We start from the raw sequence: 17,768 nt of genomic DNA on the forward strand, positions 1-17,768 counted from the left end.
CACTCCATGGATAAAGCAACGCGCAACGCCATTGAACGAGCGACCCAGCAGGTGCGGAAGCTGCTCGATGAGGATTTTTCGTCGCAGCTCGAAGGGACATTCGACGTACTGCGAAGCGGGGGCATAGCTCCGATGGGCGGTGCGCATCTTTCATCCCACCAGCAGTTTCAACGGGACAAGATCGTCGCCGCCATCGAGCACAAACGGGCAACTGGGACGAGCGCCGTAGAGGCGGTAACTGACTATGTCCGGGATTCCGCCTTCACGACGCTTAATCGCTTTGTCGCGCTCAAGATGCTGGAGGCGCGCCAACTGGTCCAAGAGTGTATCACGAAAGGCGAACAGTCCGCCGGTTTCAGAGAGTTCTGCGGAATGGCCCCAGGGGTGGCCCTTCTCCCCGATGCCGCAGGCTATCGCCTCTATGTTGAGAGCCTGTTCGATGAGTTCTCAACCGAGATAAAGGTCCTCTTTGACCGCCGTGACGCTGCGTCCGTGCTGTGGCCCAAACGGCAGGCGTTTGAAGCGCTGCTGGCCATCCTCAACGCACCTGATTTATCGGGCGTTTGGGGTGAGGATGAGACGATCGGATGGGTCTACCAGTTCTTCAATAGCGGCGAAGAACGCAAGAGAATGCGCGAAGAGAGTCAGACCCCGCGCAACAGCCGCGAACTGGCCGTACGCAACCAATTTTTCACGCCGCGATATGTCGTGCAGTTTCTCGTCGATAACACGCTCGGCCGTTTGTGGTTGGAGATGCATGGTGAACAGACCCGTCTAACCGGGGACTGCGAGTATCTCGTGCGCTCGGCTGATGAGTTGGCCCAGCCACGATCGAGGAAGGATCCACGAGACCTTCGCATTCTGGACCCCGCCTGCGGCTCAGGGCATTTTCTGCTCTACAGCTTCGATCTCCTACTTGCTATCTACGAGGAGGCGTGGGCAGCCGAGGGACCCGCTCCGAGGAGTGAGGCGACGGGTCGCTCTCTGCGCGAGGATTACCCGGACGTCGCCGAATTGCGTCGAACGGTTCCAGCGCTGATCGTTGAGTCTAATCTTCACGGCGTCGACATTGATCCACGCTGTGCGCAGATCGCCGCGTTGGCGCTGTGGCTACGGGCGCAGCGTGCCTGGAAAGATGCTGGCATTGCTGCAGCCGATCGGCCGGGCATTCAGCGCACACATATCGTGGTAGCAGAGCCGATGCCGGGCGACGCTGGACTGGTTGAGGAATTCGCAGCCCGGCTAGATCCACCGCTGCTGCGCGACCTGTTCAAGAAGATGGTCGGGGAAAGCCGCTTAGCTGGAGAGCTTGGAACACTCCTTCGCGTAGAAGACGGTATAGCGGCGGAGCTGCACCGAGCTCGCGAGCAATTTGTAAAGCAGCGTCAGACTACCGCTTTTCTGCCGGGCATGGAGCCAGTGCCGAAGCGAGGATCGCTGGATCTCTCTGGCATCGATGACGACGGCTTTTTCCACGAGGCCGAGGGTCGCATTGCAGAGGCGTTGCACACGTTCGCCGAGGCAGCCACCGGCAGTGCAAGCGTCCGCCGGCGGTTGTTCGCGGGCGATGCAGCCCAAGGCGTCGCATTGATCGATTTGGTGCGAACCCGGTTCGACGTGGTGCTAATGAATCCTCCCTTCGGTGCATGCAGCCTCGGCGCCAAGAAGGAATTCGAGAAGAGCTACCCGCGAACCAAGAACGACGTATACGCTGCTTTTGTTGAGCGTGGGATCGAGCTTTTGCACTCTCATGGCCTGCTCGGAGCGCTCACTTCGCGAACCGGCTTTTTCCTGTCGAGTTTTCAGAAATGGCGCGAGGAGATTTTGCTCAAAGAGGCGCCGCCGGTTGTTTTCGCCGACCTCGGCTATGGGGTGCTGGATAGCGCTATGGTCGAGGTCGCGGCCTACTGCCTGGAGAAGGACCGGGAGATGGCTGCATGAAGACCATTTTTCTGCGAGCTCTGGAGGCCGAAGACAAGGCTGCGACGCTGATCGCATCGATCCGCAACCCGGAAGCGACACTCGGCAGGCAGCGGTTTGAGGTAAAAATGGCGAGCTTCGGACTCTTGCCGCGCTCACCTTTTGCCTACTGGGTGAGCGATAACTTGCGGCAGCTGTTCCAAAGGCTTCCACCGTTTGAGGCGGAAGGGCGGACGGTTAGGCAGGGACTTGCGACAGCTGACGATTTCCGCTTCTTGCGCGAATGGTGGGAGCTCAAAGCTGCCGTACCACGGTTAATGGAGGAGCGTTGGTTTCCGTTCGCCAAAGGCGGGGCGTCATCGCCATTCTATGCAGACTTGCATCTTGTGGTGAACTGGCAGCGTGGAGGCCTTGAGATTCAGAACAATCTCAATGAGCGCGGTGGTGTTCGATCAAACGTGTGGATGCTTCGCGATACCGCAGCCAAATTTTTCTTCCGCCCTGGCCTTACATATCCTGCGCGACCTCACGGGTCCGGCTGGTTCTCTGTAGTACCCAGGAGATGCATATTCAGCCACAACGGACCGATGGTTTTCGCTGATGGCGATTCACTCCCCATTTGGCTTGCCGTTCTCAATGCTCGTTCTTTTCATCATCTCGTGCAGCTAATGATGGCAAGAGGGCAAGGTGGTTCGGGCCAAACGCTGACGTATGAAGTGGGCATGATCGCATGCACTCCGGTTCCTCGCCTGCAGAAAGAGGACGAGATTGAACTGCGAGATCTCGCCCAGCGCGCCTGGTCGATAAAACGTAGCCTCGACAGCTGCATGGAGACCTCCCACGCTTTTGCGCTTCCTGCGGTGTTGCAGGTCGCCGGTGATACGTTGCCTGCGCGTGCGATTACTTGGTCCAAGCTTGTTAGTGCGAGAGACGCAGAGTTTTCGGCAATCCAGTCTGAGATCGACGAGCGATGTTTCGAACTTTATGGCATTGACCTGCCTGACCGCCGCGCGATCATAGAGGGTTTTGGTGCGGATGCGGAATTTCCCAATGCGGCGGTTGATGGCGACCCAGATTGCGACAGCGAAGTGGACGAACAGGAAAATCCTGAGGGTAGCAGTGATCTTCCAAATCTCGGTGGTCAGCTGGTCTCTTGGGTGGCGGGCGTAGCGTTTGGCCGCTACGATGTACGACTCGCCACTGCGACACGCTCTTTACCGGCAGAGCCGGAGCCATTCGACCCGTTACCCGTGTGTTCACCAGCAATGCTAACTGGCGACGACGGCCTGCCCCTCATGCGCTCACCAGCAGGATATCCTGTGGCGTTTCCTGACAACGGTATCCTGGTAGACGACCGCGGACATGCGCTGGACCTTGCTACTGCAGCGCGCCTGGTCTTCGACGAAGTTTTCAAGCCAAATGGGGAAGTGTGGTGGAACCAGGTTGGGACGCTACTGGACCCAAGGGATCACGATTTGAGGACGTGGTTGGCGTCGAGTTTCTTCGAGTATCACCTTAAGCGCCATTCTAAGAGTCGGCGCAAAGCCCCTATTCTATGGCAACTCTCCCTGCCGTCGGGCCATTACAGTATTTGGCTCTACGCGCACCGACTTACCCGCGACAGCTTTTTCCAAATTCAGAACGATGTGGTGGTTCCCAAGCTTGCCCACGAAGAGCGCAAGCTCACCAGTTTCATCCAAAGCGCGGGCAGCATTCCGTCCGCCACTGAGCGCAAGGAAATTGCCGAACAGGAAGCCTTCGTCGACGAGTTACGGTCTTTCCTCGATGAGATAAAACGCGTGGCGCCCCTTTGGAACCCTCTCTTGGACGACGGCGTATCGCTGACGATGGCGCCGCTCTGGCGACTCGTACAACATAAGCCTTGGCAGAAGGAACTCAAGAACAAGTGGAGCGAGCTCGCCGCCGGCAAATATGACTGGGCGCACGTCGCTATGCATCTATGGCCGGAACGCATCGTTCCCAAATGTGCGACAGACCGCAGCCTAGCCATTGCGCACGGACTTGAAGACGTCTTTTGGGGGGAAGGGGGTGATGGAATATGGAGCCCACGACATACCCCAACGCGCCCGGTCGACGAGCTTGTCCGTGAACGGACGTCGATTGCTGTCAAGGCCGCTTTGCAGGGACTGACGGAAGCGTCAGCATCGAACGGTTCGACAGCAGGAACACGGAGATCATCCGGGTGACGATCTCCGAAGACACAATCAAAAACGCTGTTCTTCGCTATCACCGCGAATACGACCGGTATCTAAAACTCTCTGCGCGCGTCGCCGAGATCTGCAGGTTTGAAATTGTCGAAGGCAACGCGATCCGAGCGCAAGTTACATTTCGCGCAAAGAGTCCGAAGAGCCTTGAGGGAAAGCTCCGTCGCTTCGCTGCTTCTGGGAAGAAGGACCTGCCGAGTGTGCAGTCGGTATTTGACGCGGTGCGGGATCTCGCCGCTGTTCGAATAGCTACCTACGAACAAAGGCATGAGGATCAGGTCGTTCAGCTAGTTTGCAACCGGTTCGTAGATTTGCGTGGCGCTCCGCCGAGCAGTGAACGGAAGGACAAGAACGCGGCGGATAACAACAACTTCTATCGCGCTACGCATATCGAGGCATTTCTGCCCGAAGGCGATGTAATCGGCACCTACGCGAACGTTTCGGACGTCCCTTGCGAGGTCCAAGTGTGCAGCATGATGGCCCATGTCTGGAACGAGGTTGAGCACGATCTTGGCTACAAGCCTCTCACCGGGTCACTTTCAGACCAGGAGCGCAATCTGCTTGTCATGCTGGGCCACGCCGTCCGGCAGGGCGATATGACAATAGGAAGTCTGTTCTCCGAGACCGAGCGCCGGCAGCGCGAACATGGTGGGGTGTTCACGGACGTCTATGACTTTGTCGCACGCGTCCGTGGCTGGTTTCCCGGAATTGATTTCGGACGAAACGCCGGCCCGCTCTACGAAGCGCTACAACCCGTTCGACTCGTATCCCCCGAAAGCATCAGAAAGTTGATCACGGTTGCCGAGCCGATGACGGCAGCCGCTCAGAACGCGCTCGATGAGTTCGCAGGGAAACTGGCGGCCAAAAGTGCCAAAGGTGATGCGCGGTTCACGCCGGACCGAAACTCCTCCGACCTTCTGCTCATTCTGCTTTTACCCAAGGTCGCAAATTACATTGTGTCGTCGTCAGGCGATGCCGTCTCCGACGGCGTCTCGCGCGTTCGCTGGTTCGCGGCCCGCTTTCAAGAACTGTCCAAGGTGGAAAGCGGAGGTCTCAACTGATTCACCCTTTGCATGAATATATTTCGAAACAGCTCGCCGAGAGGCTCAAAGCCAGAAAGATCATTGTCTGGTACGACGTTCGCCGCGAGTTCGCGTCGTTCATCGCTGAACTGCGGGGTGGCGCGCGGACCAACGATGAGGCTGTGCCTGTGGCGGTCGGCAGCATGGGCGCGCGGCTGATCGAATATGACGGCTCGATGTTCGAGCTGCGCACGATCGTGGAGCCCTTCGTATGCAGCGACGCGCCGGCCGAATGCATGATCGTTTACCTGCCAGGCTGCGAGCGCGATCGCCATGGCTCGGTGCTGATGGAACTCGAAAAGGCTGGAGACTGCTATGAGCCGCAGTTGAAGCGGCTCGCGCGCAACGTCCTGCGTCAACGTTACACCGACGGCGTGATTGATGAAATGCTGGCGCCGGAACGCGTCTCCTATGAAGATCTTGCGCGCGCATCATCGGACACTTCGTCAACCGAGCCGCCATCGATTCTGAAGTCGATCTTCCACAACACATCCGGGAGCGACGGCATCATCGCGTCATGGCTGGCAAGCGGCGAGCGTGATGTTGAGATCGAGCGTAAAGAAGCGCCTGGCGAGTTGGTGAAGCTCGTGCGCTCGAAGCTCGGCCTGGAGCTGCCAGACGATGCCGCTTTGCCAAAGCTTCGATCCATTACGCTTCGCTACATTCTTGCAGGTGAGTTCAGATGCGACCTTAGCGGTGCTCCGCCCCCTGCTCTTGATGCCATAGCAGCACCGAAGACGAAGGACGAGGAAGCAGCAGTCCGAGAACTCGCCCATCAGCTTCGTACGAGGTTCTCCGATGGCTATCCCGCGATGGCGGATCGCGTGGAAGCCGAGCTGGGGCTTCGCGACGTCGCCGTCCCAGCCGGGATTCTCGGGTCGATCGACACGTTCCGTTTTGAAGAGCGCGTGCTGCTGGCGCATTGCGGGGATCTGGTCGCGGCGAAGAAGTTCGAGGAGGCCCTCGACGTCATCAGTGGGCGGGAGCACAGCTTTTGGCTTGATCGTGATGTGGGACGGAAGGCGCAGTGGGAGGCCTGCCGCCGCATGGCCGAGCTGGGAAGCCTCGGAGTGGCTGTGCGAGCAGCGGTCGGAAAAGCCGGCGGCGACGCTAACGCCTGGATCGACGCCTACGCCGCCAAAGAGGGGTGGTTCCGATTGGACCAGGCCCAACGCCGCCTTGAGGCGTGGGTTGCCAACCTCGACGATGAACCGGAGGAGCACCCCCTGGGTGTCGTACGCGGCGTTTACGAAGACGCGTGCCGCGCTATGGCCGATGGCTTTACCAAGGCCCTCGTCGCGGCCAAGTGGACCGCCTCTGCGTTCCTGCACCAGACGCGTATCTACAGTGAGATCGTCTCAGAGCAGCCCAAGCCAGTGGCGTACTTCTTCGTTGACGCGATGCGTTTTGAGATGGGCGTCGAACTCTCGGAGCGGCTTCCCAAGTCGGCCGAGGTGAGCGTGCGCCCTGCTGTCTGCGCGCTACCCAGCATCACTCCGATCGGCATGGCCGCGCTACAGCCCGGTGCATCTTCCAGCTTCAGCGTCACCGAACAGGCAGGCACGCTCGGAGTACGAATCGACAATGCGTTCCTTCCCGATCTGGCGGCACGGAAGAAGTTTGCAGCCTCACGCGTGCCCAGATTAGCTGACGTCGCTCTTGATGAGCTGCTAAGTCTTCAGCCGTCGAAACTCGCCAAGAAGATAGAGGGCGCGCAGGTGATCATCGTGCGGTCCCAGGAGATCGACCATGCCGGTGAGCGCGGGTTTACATTCCAGGCTCGCCAAGTGATGGATACGGTTATCGACAATCTAGCCCGGGCAATCCGCAAGCTCGCCGCGGCCGGCGTCGAGCATTGCGTGCTGACCGCTGATCACGGGCATCTGTTCTTCCCCTCGGACCGCGACGAGTCGATGCGGATCGACGCACCGGGCGGCGGCGAGATCGACCTTCATCGCAGGTGTTGGATCGGGCGCGGCGGAGCGACGCCGCCAGGTTGCGTCCGGGTCACTGCTACGGCACTCGGGTATGACTCTGACTTGGATTTCGTATTTCCCTTCGGGAGCGGGGTCTTCAAAGCGGGCGGGGATCTCGCCTTCCACCACGGCGGCCCATCATTGCAAGAGATGATCGTACCCGTGGTCACAGTCCGTATGAAGGCGCGAGAGGCAGAGAAATCGACCGCGGGGTCGGTGACAGCGAGGGGTCTCCCCGACGCAGTGACGAACCGTATTTTCAGCGTGACGATCCAACTCGACGGGGGAAACCTCTCGCTCTTTTCGACCGAGCTGATGGTTCGACCCCTGTTGATTTCAGCCGGAAAGCAAGTTGGCGGTGTAGGTATGGCAGTCGATGGCGACTTTGATCGCGCGACAGGCTGCGTGAAGCTTCAGGCTGGGAAGCCCGTCACGGTCGCGTTCCTGCTGAGCGATGAGAGCTCACCGTCGCTGCGCGTGGTCATTCAAGATCCGACAACAGATGCCGAGCTGTACCGCTCACCCACCGACCTCCCGGTTCGTCTCGGAGTTTGAGCATGAGCAACGGATCACCGCCGACCCGCGACGCACTCGACAATAAGGCGAACCAACTGTTCGCTGGAAAGGTCGTCCGCAAGGATCTCGTCCGGAAGGTAAAGGTCGGAGCGAACGTTCCCGTGTTCGTCCTTGAGTTCCTGCTGGGAAAATACTGCGCCTCGTCAGATGAAATTGCGATTCAGATGGGATTGCAGGTTGTCAATGACACGTTGGCAAACAACTACATTCGACCCGATGAGTCTGCGAAAGCGCAGAGCAAGGTCAAGGAGAACGGAAAATACTCCTTCATCGATAAGGTGAAGGTCCGCTTAGTGGATTCTGACTACTGGGGAGAGGGTGTCAATTTCAACAACAAGTTTCTTCATATCCCCAGCCAGTACGTGCGTGACTATGAGCGCCTGCTAATGGGCGGTGTCTGGGCTCAAGTCGATATGCGGTTTGAATCCGACGAGGAGACGAGAGGGAAGAATCCGTTCTGGATCGACAAACTGGTCCCTATCCAGATCGCAACCTTCGACCTTGATGAGTACCGCAATGTCCGTAGGCAGTTTACGACGGACGAGTGGATCGATCTCATCGTCCGAAGCATGGGGTATGAGCCTGGCGAGATGTCTCGACGGCTGAAGCTACTGTTCTTGGTGCGGCTAATCCCGCTGGCAGAGCGAAACTACAACCTCGTAGAGCTCGGTCCACGTGGCACCGGCAAGAGCTATGTCGTCCAAGAAGTTTCGCCTTACACCGCGCTTCTGACGGGCGGCACCACGGTCGCCAATCTGTTCGGTCACATGTCGGGCCGGCAGAAGGGTATGGTGCAGATCTGGGACGTTGTGGGCTTCGACGAGGTTGCTGACCTCCAGAAGATGCCGAAAGAAGTCATCACGACGATGAAAACCTACTGCGAGTCCGGCACGTTCCAGCGAGGACAGGAGGCTGTCGCAGGGGACGCCAGCATTGCGATGTTCGGCAACACCAATCAGCCCATCGACGTCATGGTTCAGACCGGCCACCTTTTCGCCCCGATGCCCGACACCATTCGCGACGATATGGCATTCATTGATCGACTACATTTCTATCTCCCGGGCTGGGAAATTCCGCAGATGCGGAACGAACTGTTCACAGACCATTATGGGTTTGTTGTTGATTATCTCGCTGAAGCACTGCGCGAGATGCGCAAACACAATTTCACGGAAATCATCGACAGATACTTCTCGATGGGCGCTCATCTCAACGCCCGCGATCGTAAAGCCGTCCGGAAGACAGTGTCGGGTCTGATGAAGATTCTATTCCCGCACGGCGATGTGACCCAGGAAGAACTCTCGGAAATCCTTGGGTTGGCTCTTGAAGGACGCCGCCGCGTGAAGGAGCAGCTCAAGAAGATGGGCTCCTTCGAATATTATCAGACATCGTTCAGCTACACGCTCCAAGAGACTGGAGAGGAAAAATTCGTAGGTGTGCCCGAACAAGGGGGACGCGATCTAATCTCCATGGATCCGCTTTCTCCCGGGACGGTTTACACAGCGGGCGTAACGTCCGATGGAACGGTCGGCCTTTACCGCTTGGAGGTTTCAGTATCGAGCGGAACCGGGAAGTTGAAGATGGCCGGCGGAATTGCCGGTGCAATGAAAGAATCCGTCCAGCGAGCTTTCAGCTACGTCCAGGCGAAAAAGACGGAATTCGGCATTGCGCGCGATCTCGACATTTCGGACATACACGTCGAGGTAATCGACCTGCTTGGCAATCGAGTCGAGGCTGAAGTTGGGGTCGCCTTCTTTGTCGCATCCTATTCCGCACTCAGGAAAGCGCCTGTCAGCCCCGCATTGCTTGTGTTGGGAGACATGAGCGTCCAGGGGAATATCAAACCTCTTCGGTCCCTCACCGAGCCGCTTCAAGTTGCGAAGGACAACGGTGCAAAGCGCGCACTCATCCCGATCGAGAATAAGCGAAACTTCCTGGATGTGAGCGCTGATATCGTGGAACAGGTCGACCCGATCTTCTACGGGGACCCGAGGACAGCCGCCATGAAGGTGCTCGGGAGCTTATAGCCAAAGACTGAAAGGCTCTTCGCCGCGCCCTTGCTGGCGACCCGCCGTATCGGCGCCGCCATCGCTGAGGCGTACCTTCAGCCGCGGCGACAGAGCATGGGCAAACGAATGTTTGGAATTCGCGCAATATGCACCGCGGCAGTCGTCCTTTGTTCATCTCGATTTCTTCTATTCCGCTCAATCCGGGCCGGTCAGGAGTCAGGACAGCGATTGCTGTCGACAACGTGGTGCGCGCCCAATGGAAATGCTTAGGTCGGGGAAATCGGGGGGACGACATGCTTAGGCTGATTCATGGGACGAAAGCGAAAAAGGCTGCGCAGGATACGCTTGCGCAGATCGTGAAGGACTCGCTGCCGTCACAGGGGACGCGAAGAATCGGCTTCAAGGGCGGCAACCGCGACCGCGAACTATTCTCAGCCGGCGAAGGCGAACTCTGGGCTTCGATCAGCAAAACCCCTGAGGACACGACGATCCCGAGATACTGGAACGCGTTCGGCATCTTCGAGCCCGAACGAAAAATGCAGCTCATTGCGGTCGAGATCAACGTTCCTTCCGAAACCAACGGCTGGCAGGTCGCCGGGGCCTTCGCCGAAGACGACGAGACTGGGAACGTCCTCCTGATGCACGACGGCGCGGTCGGCGGCGGGCGTCCCGGCATCGGACAGGAGGCCTTCCTGATCTCGGCGAACATCCGCATGGTCGAAGTGCTTTGCGAAGACGGTCGGTTCCGTAAGGCCATACCCATCGGCAACATGTCTGACGCGGGCTTCGTCGGCCGTCTGGCGCGGTACGTCAGCAAGGTCGCGGATTTCAAGCACGCCGCTTCCGAAGGCGAACTGAATCCCGCCGAGCTGCAGAAGCGGGTCGAGGAGGCCGAGAGCTACGACAAAGAATTCTCTGGAACTAAGCGCGGCCGGCGCGGCGGAACGTTCGCTTACGAGACATATCATGGCGAGATCGTCGACATGGTCGTCGCCGAAAGGCATGCGGCACGCAAGCCGGACGAAAAGGTCTACAACACCCAGCTGATCGACTGCTACGTGCGTCGGGCCGGAGAGATCACCGAAGTCTATGAGATCAAAACGGGCGTCGGCAGGCAGCAACTCTACACCGCAATCGGGCAGTTGGTGACGCATGCTGCTGCCAGCGATGCCGCTAAGTTTCTCGTTATCCCGACTGACGAAGTTATCCCCCAGGGTTTCGACAAGGCCATCAAAGCGCTTGACATCACGGTCCGCGGGTTCAGGCTGTCAGGGACGAAGCGGAAGCGGATCATCGAACTGGATCCGGTCCGCACCTGATGGCCACGAAAATGAATTGGCAGCGTATGCAGCCTGGCCGCGGAGGTTTCGACGAACGCACAGCAAGCGAGTGGCGCAGCGGTCCGAAGCTGACTGAATTGGACCTAACAACCATGCGGGATAGCCGGTCGGCGGACCTGTTGCTGCCGCCGACCATCTACTGGTCCGTCAATCTTGCACGAGCATTCCCTGCGGCGGACGAAGCCGGGCATCAGCGCTTGCGGCAGGCAGCGATCACAACGGCCGCTGCGGTGTACAAGAGTCACGGGATCAACAGGCTGCTCTCGCGGTCACTGGCGCTGTACGAGCGGGCTAGTAGATCGAAGCCATTTCCGAGCGCATACTTCGCATTCTACTTCGATCTTGAAGCCATGAAGATCGCGCTCAATCGCCGCTTCACGCACGATCCACAGCCACGCCGAAACCTCGCTAAGTTCTACAGATACGTGGAGGTCATGAACCGAAGCCGATGCTGCTGGAGGTCGGAGGACGACGGTTTCAACGGGTTAATGGATCGTATGTTAGGAGCACCGGGCAAGATCAGAGCGAAGGGGTTCTCCGGTCCGTGACCGTGACAACGATCATGCCGGGCTCCTGCCTGGCTGATGGGCCTCAATCGCCTCGAACACCTTGTCCAGCCTCTCCAGGCTGATCCTGTCTACCCTGAACTCCTATGATCCCGCGCAGTTCGGGCGGCTCCATCCCTATGCCACTTCCCGCCGCTCGCGCAGGCGCGCCATTCCACAAGATAAAGCGCCTCCCCCTAGTTTGCGGCGGGGATAACCCATCAGTTCACTCTTTGTTCTTTTCCGAAAACGCCTGGCGAGATATAGTCTGACGTGTCCTAAAATAGATACCTCAGGGAGGCAGCGCGCAGATGACCGTCCAGCCCACCAATACCATGCTGCAGGGGGACAGGATTCTCAATGAACCGACAATCAGCTGCCCAAGCTACAAGACGGAAATCAAGCTCAATGAGTCGCTCGCGGCCCCTTTGATTGCCGCCACTCGTGAAGAATACGAATTGCGCTTGGCGCAGAACAAGGCATCGATGGCTGCCAGAGAAGAGGAGCTTAAGCGCCAGCAGGCCGAGATCGCCGCCGCCAAAGAGGACATCGCCAACCAGGTGGCTAAGCAAATCAAGCTTGAGCGTGCCGGAATCGCGGTCGAGGAAGCCCGCAAGGCAAAATTGCTGCTGTCGGTAGACCTGGAGGACAAGGATAAAAAGCTGGCTGAGCTGGAGGCGACGTTGAAGGCGCGCGACGAAAAGCTCACCGAGGCCCAGCAGCACAGGCGGAATTCCTGAAAAAGCAGCGTGCGCTTGACGACGAAAAGCGCGAGATGGCGCTGATCATCGAAAGGAAGATCCAGGAAGGACTGGACGCCGTTCGAGTCAAGGCGAGGTCGGAAGCCGAAGACGGCCTTAAAATGAAGGTTGCGGAGAAAGAAGAACAGATCGCCGGCATGCAGCGTCAGATTGAGGAGCTGAAGCGCCGTGCGGAACAGGGTTCCCAGCAGCTTCAGGGTGAAGTGCTGGAGCTCGAGCTGGAAGCCCTCATTGCCAGCCCGTTCCCGATGGACATCATTGAACCGGTTGCCAAGGGTGAGTTCGGCGGAGATGTCCTGCACCGCGTGGTCGGACCGGCCGGCCAGCCATGCGGCGCCATTTTATGGGAATCGAAACGCACCAAGAACTGGAGCCAGGGTTGGCTGGGGAAGCTCAGGGCGGATCAACGGGCGGCGAAAGCGGATATCGCGCTTATGATCTCCGAAGCTCTGCCTCCCGGTGTGGAAACCTTCGATCTTCTGGACGGCGTCTATGTCGCCCATCCCAAATGCGCGACGCCGATCGCAATCATGCTCCGGCAATCCCTTATCGAGCTGGCGAACTCCCGCCTCGCCCAGGACGGCCAAGCTAAAAAATGGAGCAGGTCTATGGCTATCTGACCGGTCCGCGGTTCCGCCATCGCGTCGAGGCCATCGTCGAAAAGTTCTCTGATATGCAGGAGGACCTGGCCAAGGAACGCAAGGCCACAACACGCCTGTGGGCCAAGCGGGAGGCTCAAATGCAAGGCGTAATCGAATCGACCGTCGGGATGTACGGCGACTTGCAAGGTATCGCCGGAAAGGTGATGCAAGAAATTGAGGGGTTGGAGGTCCTGGCCATTGAATCATCTCCGCCCGGTGCCGGATAGGCAATCGGTATGCAGCTCAACAGGAAAACGATTGGGCAATCTGGAGCGGCTTCCCCAGATGTAGCGATCGGACCCTTCGGATGTTGCAAGCAAAAGAAGCCCGCCGCACCTGAGGCAACCGCCGTCGGCCGATCGCTGTGGCCGGTCAGACCGCGCGCTCAGAGGTACGGTAGTTGAGGGTCGAGTTCGGCGCGCGGATGAAGAGGCACGTGGAGGTGAGCCGGTAATCGAGGCGGACGAGCCATGGAAGACGCAGTCACAAGCGAAGCTGCTGGGGCTGAGAGGCCTGCGCTGCAGCGCAAGATCATCCATGTAGATATGGACGCGTTCTACGCTTCGGTAGAGCAGCGCGACAAACCGGAGCTGCGGGGCAAGCCGGTCGCCGTCGGGCACGCCCTCGAACGTGGCGTGGTCGCAGCCGCGAGCTATGAGGCTCGCAATTTCGGCGTTCACTCGGCGATGCCCTCCGTGACGGCGAGGCGCAAGTGCCCTGATCTGATTTTCGTCAAACCCCGGTTCGACGTCTACAAGGCGGTCTCCCAGCAAATCCGGGAGATCTTCGCCGAGCACACGCCACTGATCGAACCGCTTTCGCTGGACGAGGCCTATCTCGACGTGACCGAAAACATGCACGGGATCGCCACGGCGACGGAGATCGCCGAGGCGATCCGGACGAAGATCAAGGCGAAGACCGGCCTTACTGCCTCAGCCGGTGTCAGCTACAACAAGTTCCTCGCCAAGATGGCCTCCGATCAGGGCAAGCCTGACGGGCTATTCGTTATCACGCCAAAGATGGGGCCGAGCTTCGTCGAAGTGCTCCCGGTGAAAAAATTCCACGGCATCGGTCCTGCCACCAATGCGAAGATGGAACGGCTCGGAATCCGCACCGGCGCCGATCTGCGGGCGCAGACGTTGCCGTTCCTGCAAGAACATTTCGGCAAGGCCGGACCATATTATTACTGGATATCGCGTGGCATCGACGAGCGACCGGTGCACCCTGATCGCGTCCGCAAGTCCGTAGGAGCGGAGGATACGTTTGCGCGGGATCTGTTCACGATAGCGGAGGCGCACGAAGGGCTGCGTCCGCTCATAGAAAAGGTCTGGCGGTATTGCGAAAACAACGAAATCCATGGGCGCACGGTGACGCTCAAGGTCAAGTATGCCGACTTCCGCCAGATTACGCGGCGTCGAACCAGTCACCTGATCATCCGCAGCCAAGCTGAGCTACAGACCATGGTATTTGACCTCCTCGATCCTGTTTTTCCAGTCGAGAAGGGAATTCGGCTGCTTGGCGTGACGATCTCCTCGCTTGAGGCTGAACTGGTCTCGCAAGAAGTTCAGATGAGTCTTGCAATCTGACAACTCGAGCTTTCTTGAAACGGCGGGCGACAGCCGGCCAGCTCGTTGCAGACATGCGCGTTGCCGGCTGTCGCCCGCCGTTGCCGGATGGAGGTAACATGGCACGACGAGAACTCTCCCGAGAGGAATTGTTTGCGCTGATTTGGGAGAAACCGACCCGCGAGATCGGCAAGGATCTTGGCCTGTCAGATGTGGCGATCGGAAAACTGTGCATGCGCCTGCAGGTGCCGAAGCCTCCGCGCGGCTATTGGGCCCGCGTACAGGCTGGGCAGACGTTGCGCCGCCCACCGCTGGCCGCTTTCCGAGAGGAGCTTGAAACCAGACGCCGGGAGGTTGCGCGCGAAAGAGCAGCGGAATCGTTTTCGAAACTGCAACGGGAGTTCTATTTGACGGCCCTGACCGATCTGTCCGGCTGCGGCATCGATGTCCGCGCGGCACAACCTCGGGGAAGCAGGCTGCCAGATCTCGATGCGGACCTTGCGGCTCAGATCCTTCTCCTCATCCAAGGTCGCGCCCAGGGACTGGGTCGAGGAAGGTAGGATCCCCCGGCCCTCGCCGGTGAGGCAGGGGGTGCAGTAGCGCCCTTTTTCCAAGAACGAGCATCTCGCAGAATGGCACGCTCATCAGGCGTCAATACTCATTTCTGGGGATGGAAATGTCGCGCTCGATCGGCAAGTTCACGGGTGAAGGAGTAACTTCAATGGGCGCCCTGACCTACCAACTGGCCGAAGACGGCGACGGAGCATGGACAATCGTGTTCGTGCCCGAAGACCTGCATCTTTACATTGAATTTCTGAGACCGAGCATGGCTACAGATCCTGCCCATTGGATGACAATCGACGATTTCCTCGCGCGCCGGCCGCTCGGTTCAACCCACAAGCGAGCACTCGACAATCTAGCTGCATTGCTTTGCGGGGCGCTCGGCCGCGATTTCCAGAACTGAAACCGATTCAGTTCCTGGCCCTCAGGTGGAGCAACGCAAGGCCGTGCGCGATGCTCGCGAAGCCTTCACCGCCGTTACCAAGGAGGCGGAACCGATCAAATCCGCCGAGAGAGAATTGCTTTGGAAAGCGGGGGTCGGAAAATTGTATGACACTGTCATGCCATCTGCTATAAGGGGAGGAAGGAAAGGCCAGACCATGAGAACCAGCAAACCCATCACCGTCACCCTCGGCAAGCAGCAGCAGAGCGTTGACGCGCGGTTGGCATCCGGCGCCTACGATTCCGCCAGCGAAGTCATGCGCGCCGCGTTGCGCGCCCTCGATCGCGAAGAGCAGGCCGTCAACGAGGTGCTACGTGCCCGCATCTGGGCGTCCATTGACGATCCCCGCCCCAGCCTTACGGCGGACGAGGCGGAAGCGGAAATGACCCGCTTCATGAAGAACGAAAGCAAAGCGCCGCGCAGTGCGGCGCGCTAACGTCACCTACCGGCCGCAGGCCATTGCCGACCTGCAGGGAATTTACCGTGTCATTGCCGAGGCCAGCCAGAGTGATGGTGTGGCGGCCGGGTTTGTGCAGCGGATCATGGCGCGGTGCCGCAAAATCGGTGACGCGCCGAACGGCGGCCGGCCCCGCGATGACCTGGAGCCGGGGTTGCGCACCGTGCCGTTCGAACGCACGGCCATCATCGTGTCAATCAGCACGGAATGGGGACCCTGGATCGGCGCGCAAAAGGGACCCCTTCGTAGGGCACAATGGTCAGCGGTCGCCAGAAGAAGAGATGTCTCATGAGCCGCGGATGCGCGCCCAGATTTGTCCCGGGCTGGCCCGCCGCAGAGGACGTCCAACAAGTAGTTTTTGCGGCGGCGCTTGTGTCACTCAGTCACGGTGTCACCGTGGCGATGGACCACGCGCCATTCGCCACCTTCGCGTCGGTACACCTGGGTGACGCGCAACGTGTAGGTGCGGGGCCGACCATCGACAGAGGCTGAGGTGTGCTCGAAGCCTGCGGTATAGGCCATGTCGCCCACCACGTCGTAGGACAGCAGCTCGAATGCATACGACGTGCAGTCGGAGAAGCTCGTACCGAGAGCGGCGAAGAGTCCCTCCAGTTCTCGCTGGCCGTGGGCGTTGCGCCACGCACCCAGGACGCTCACGGGCTCGTTGCGGGACCAGAGAGCCCGCCTGGGGGCTGGGTCGCCATTGTGCAGCGCGAGCTCCGCCTCATACAGCGCGGTCTTGACCCAGGCAAGGAAGTCGTCGCGGTCGGTCATGGCTCAATCGTCCTCCTGATGCTGCCGTGAGGCATCACGCTCGACGTCGTCTGTCCATCAAGCGGCGCTTGTGTCGCTCAGTCAAGCGCTCGACGGCCGCATCGCGCAGGTCCCGCGGTGCAATCACGCCCACGGCAGATTCGCATTGACACGCCTTTCGACCGTCGCAAGATCCTGCAGCCGGGTGCCGCCATCGGCACGGCCATCCAGGTCGAAATCGGCGTTCCAGGCCCGTGTGAGCGTCCCGGCTGTCAATCAGCACGGAATGGGGGACCCTGGATCGGCGCGCAAAAGGGACCCCTTCGTAGGGCACAATGGTCAGCGCTCGCCGGGCGGAGCTGGTCAGGGTTGCGCAGCCCGGCGAGCGCGGATCGACTAGGTGGGGTGATCAGGCGCGGTTCTTGAAGCGCCAGGACTCGTTTCCGGTCTCGATGATCTCGCAATGGTGGGTGAGACGGTCGAGGAGCGCCGTCGTCATCTTGGCATCACCGAAGACGGCCGGCCATTCACCGAAGGCCAGGTTGGTGGTGACGATGATCGAGGTCCGTTCGTAAAGCCGGCTGATCAGGTGGAAGAGCAACTGCCCTCCGGCTTGCGCGAAGGGCAGATAGCCGAGTTCATCGAGCACGACGAAGTCGAGCCGGGTGAGGTAATCGGCGATACGGCCCTGCTTGCCGCCGCGGTGCTCGGTCTCGAGCCGGTTGACGAGATCGACGACGTTGAAGAAGCGGCCACGTGAGCCATTGCGGATCAGGGCGCGGGCAATGGCGATTGCCAGATGCGACTTGCCGGTTCCGGTCGGACTGGGCTCATAATGCCCGTTATCAGGATGGCGAGGCAAAGAAGATTGTCCGTTACGCCTTTCATCCACGTTCGGGCGGGGAGATTTTCGTCACA

The 17,768-nt window shown here is 59.4% G+C and carries 13 protein-coding genes and 2 pseudogenes; 13 read left to right on the plus strand and 2 right to left on the minus strand.

Annotated elements, in window-relative coordinates; translation table 11 throughout:
- Nucleotides 1–6 precede the first annotated feature (6 nt).
- The 13 genes and pseudogenes from NKI17_RS34230 to NKI17_RS34290 all read left to right on the plus strand — a co-directional run bounded on the left by NKI17_RS34230 (nt 7) and on the right by NKI17_RS34290 (nt 16,389).
- Nucleotides 7–1,941: an Eco57I restriction-modification methylase domain-containing protein gene (locus NKI17_RS34230; RefSeq protein ID WP_352907596.1), complete on the plus strand. Its 1,935-nt coding sequence runs from the start codon at nt 7–9 to the stop codon at nt 1,939–1,941.
- Nucleotides 1,938–4,127: a BREX-1 system adenine-specific DNA-methyltransferase PglX gene (locus NKI17_RS34235; RefSeq protein WP_352907598.1), complete on the plus strand. Its 2,190-nt coding sequence runs from the start codon at nt 1,938–1,940 to the stop codon at nt 4,125–4,127. The genes NKI17_RS34230 and NKI17_RS34235 overlap by 4 nt, the downstream gene beginning before the upstream one ends.
- Nucleotides 4,124–5,206 carry a GTP pyrophosphokinase gene (locus tag NKI17_RS34240; protein WP_352907599.1) on the plus strand — a complete coding sequence of 361 codons (1,083 nt, stop codon included), beginning with the start codon at nt 4,124–4,126 and terminating at the stop codon, nt 5,204–5,206. Before NKI17_RS34235 ends, NKI17_RS34240 begins: the two co-directional genes overlap by 4 nt.
- An 8-nt stretch (nt 5,207–5,214) precedes the next feature.
- Nucleotides 5,215–7,758 (plus strand): PglZ domain-containing protein, encoded by a 2,544-nt coding sequence (locus NKI17_RS34245; RefSeq protein WP_352907600.1) that lies wholly within the window; start codon nt 5,215–5,217, stop codon nt 7,756–7,758.
- Nucleotides 7,759–7,760: 2 nt separating this feature from the next.
- Nucleotides 7,761–9,803, plus strand: a complete 2,043-nt coding sequence (brxL, locus tag NKI17_RS34250; protein WP_352907602.1) for a protease Lon-related BREX system protein BrxL — start codon at nt 7,761–7,763, stop codon at nt 9,801–9,803.
- 149 nt (nt 9,804–9,952) lie between these two features.
- Nucleotides 9,953–11,104, plus strand: coding sequence for a hypothetical protein (locus NKI17_RS34255; RefSeq protein WP_352907603.1), 1,152 nt, complete (start codon nt 9,953–9,955; stop codon nt 11,102–11,104).
- Nucleotides 11,104–11,673: a hypothetical protein gene (locus NKI17_RS34260; protein WP_352907604.1), complete on the plus strand. Its 570-nt coding sequence runs from the start codon at nt 11,104–11,106 to the stop codon at nt 11,671–11,673. The genes NKI17_RS34255 and NKI17_RS34260 overlap by 1 nt, the downstream gene beginning before the upstream one ends.
- 308 nt (nt 11,674–11,981) lie before the next feature.
- A pseudogene (locus NKI17_RS34265) lies at nt 11,982–13,299 on the plus strand (DUF2130 domain-containing protein).
- Between the two features lie 243 nt (nt 13,300–13,542).
- Nucleotides 13,543–14,658 (plus strand): DNA polymerase IV, encoded by a 1,116-nt coding sequence (gene dinB / locus NKI17_RS34270; protein ID WP_352907605.1) that lies wholly within the window; start codon nt 13,543–13,545, stop codon nt 14,656–14,658.
- Between the two features lie 128 nt (nt 14,659–14,786).
- Nucleotides 14,787–15,197 carry a hypothetical protein gene (locus NKI17_RS34275; RefSeq protein ID WP_352907606.1) on the plus strand — a complete coding sequence of 137 codons (411 nt, stop codon included), beginning with the start codon at nt 14,787–14,789 and terminating at the stop codon, nt 15,195–15,197.
- 161 nt (nt 15,198–15,358) lie between these two features.
- Entirely contained in the window at nt 15,359–15,601 is a 243-nt protein-coding gene (locus NKI17_RS34280) for a hypothetical protein (RefSeq protein WP_352907607.1), read from the plus strand.
- Nucleotides 15,602–15,797: 196 nt separating this feature from the next.
- Nucleotides 15,798–16,076, plus strand: coding sequence for a type II toxin-antitoxin system ParD family antitoxin (locus NKI17_RS34285; RefSeq protein ID WP_352907608.1), 279 nt, complete (start codon nt 15,798–15,800; stop codon nt 16,074–16,076).
- Nucleotides 16,063–16,389 (plus strand): type II toxin-antitoxin system RelE/ParE family toxin, encoded by a 327-nt coding sequence (locus NKI17_RS34290; RefSeq protein WP_352907609.1) that lies wholly within the window; start codon nt 16,063–16,065, stop codon nt 16,387–16,389. The genes NKI17_RS34285 and NKI17_RS34290 overlap by 14 nt, the downstream gene beginning before the upstream one ends.
- Nucleotides 16,390–16,472: 83 nt before the next feature.
- Here NKI17_RS34290 and NKI17_RS34295 read toward each other — a convergent pair whose 3' ends face one another.
- Together NKI17_RS34295 and NKI17_RS34300 are read right to left on the minus strand one after the other, a co-directional pair.
- Nucleotides 16,473–16,871, minus strand: a complete 399-nt coding sequence (locus NKI17_RS34295) for a nuclear transport factor 2 family protein (protein WP_352907610.1) — start codon at nt 16,869–16,871, stop codon at nt 16,473–16,475.
- A gap of 388 nt (nt 16,872–17,259) precedes the next feature.
- Nucleotides 17,260–17,670, minus strand: a pseudogene (locus tag NKI17_RS34300) (ATP-binding protein); the annotation flags it as partial.
- Nucleotides 17,671–17,768 lie beyond the last annotated feature (98 nt).

Origin of the sequence: Mesorhizobium sp. M0816, assembly GCF_040320005.1 — a bacterium.
Lineage (GTDB): Bacteria > Pseudomonadota > Alphaproteobacteria > Rhizobiales > Rhizobiaceae > Mesorhizobium.

Coding starts and splice junctions, on each gene's coding strand:
- NKI17_RS34230 (WP_352907596.1), top strand. CDS start 7: ATGGATAAAGCAACGCGCAACGCCATTGAACGAGCGACCCAGCAGGTG.
- NKI17_RS34235 (WP_352907598.1), top strand. CDS start 1,938: ATGAAGACCATTTTTCTGCGAGCTCTGGAGGCCGAAGACAAGGCTGCG.
- brxL (WP_352907602.1), top strand. CDS start 7,761: ATGAGCAACGGATCACCGCCGACCCGCGACGCACTCGACAATAAGGCG.
- NKI17_RS34260 (WP_352907604.1), top strand. CDS start 11,104: ATGGCCACGAAAATGAATTGGCAGCGTATGCAGCCTGGCCGCGGAGGT.
- dinB (WP_352907605.1), top strand. CDS start 13,543: ATGGAAGACGCAGTCACAAGCGAAGCTGCTGGGGCTGAGAGGCCTGCG.
- NKI17_RS34280 (WP_352907607.1), top strand. CDS start 15,359: ATGGGCGCCCTGACCTACCAACTGGCCGAAGACGGCGACGGAGCATGG.
- NKI17_RS34285 (WP_352907608.1), top strand. CDS start 15,798: ATGAGAACCAGCAAACCCATCACCGTCACCCTCGGCAAGCAGCAGCAG.
- NKI17_RS34295 (WP_352907610.1), bottom strand. CDS start 16,871: ATGACCGACCGCGACGACTTCCTTGCCTGGGTCAAGACCGCGCTGTAT.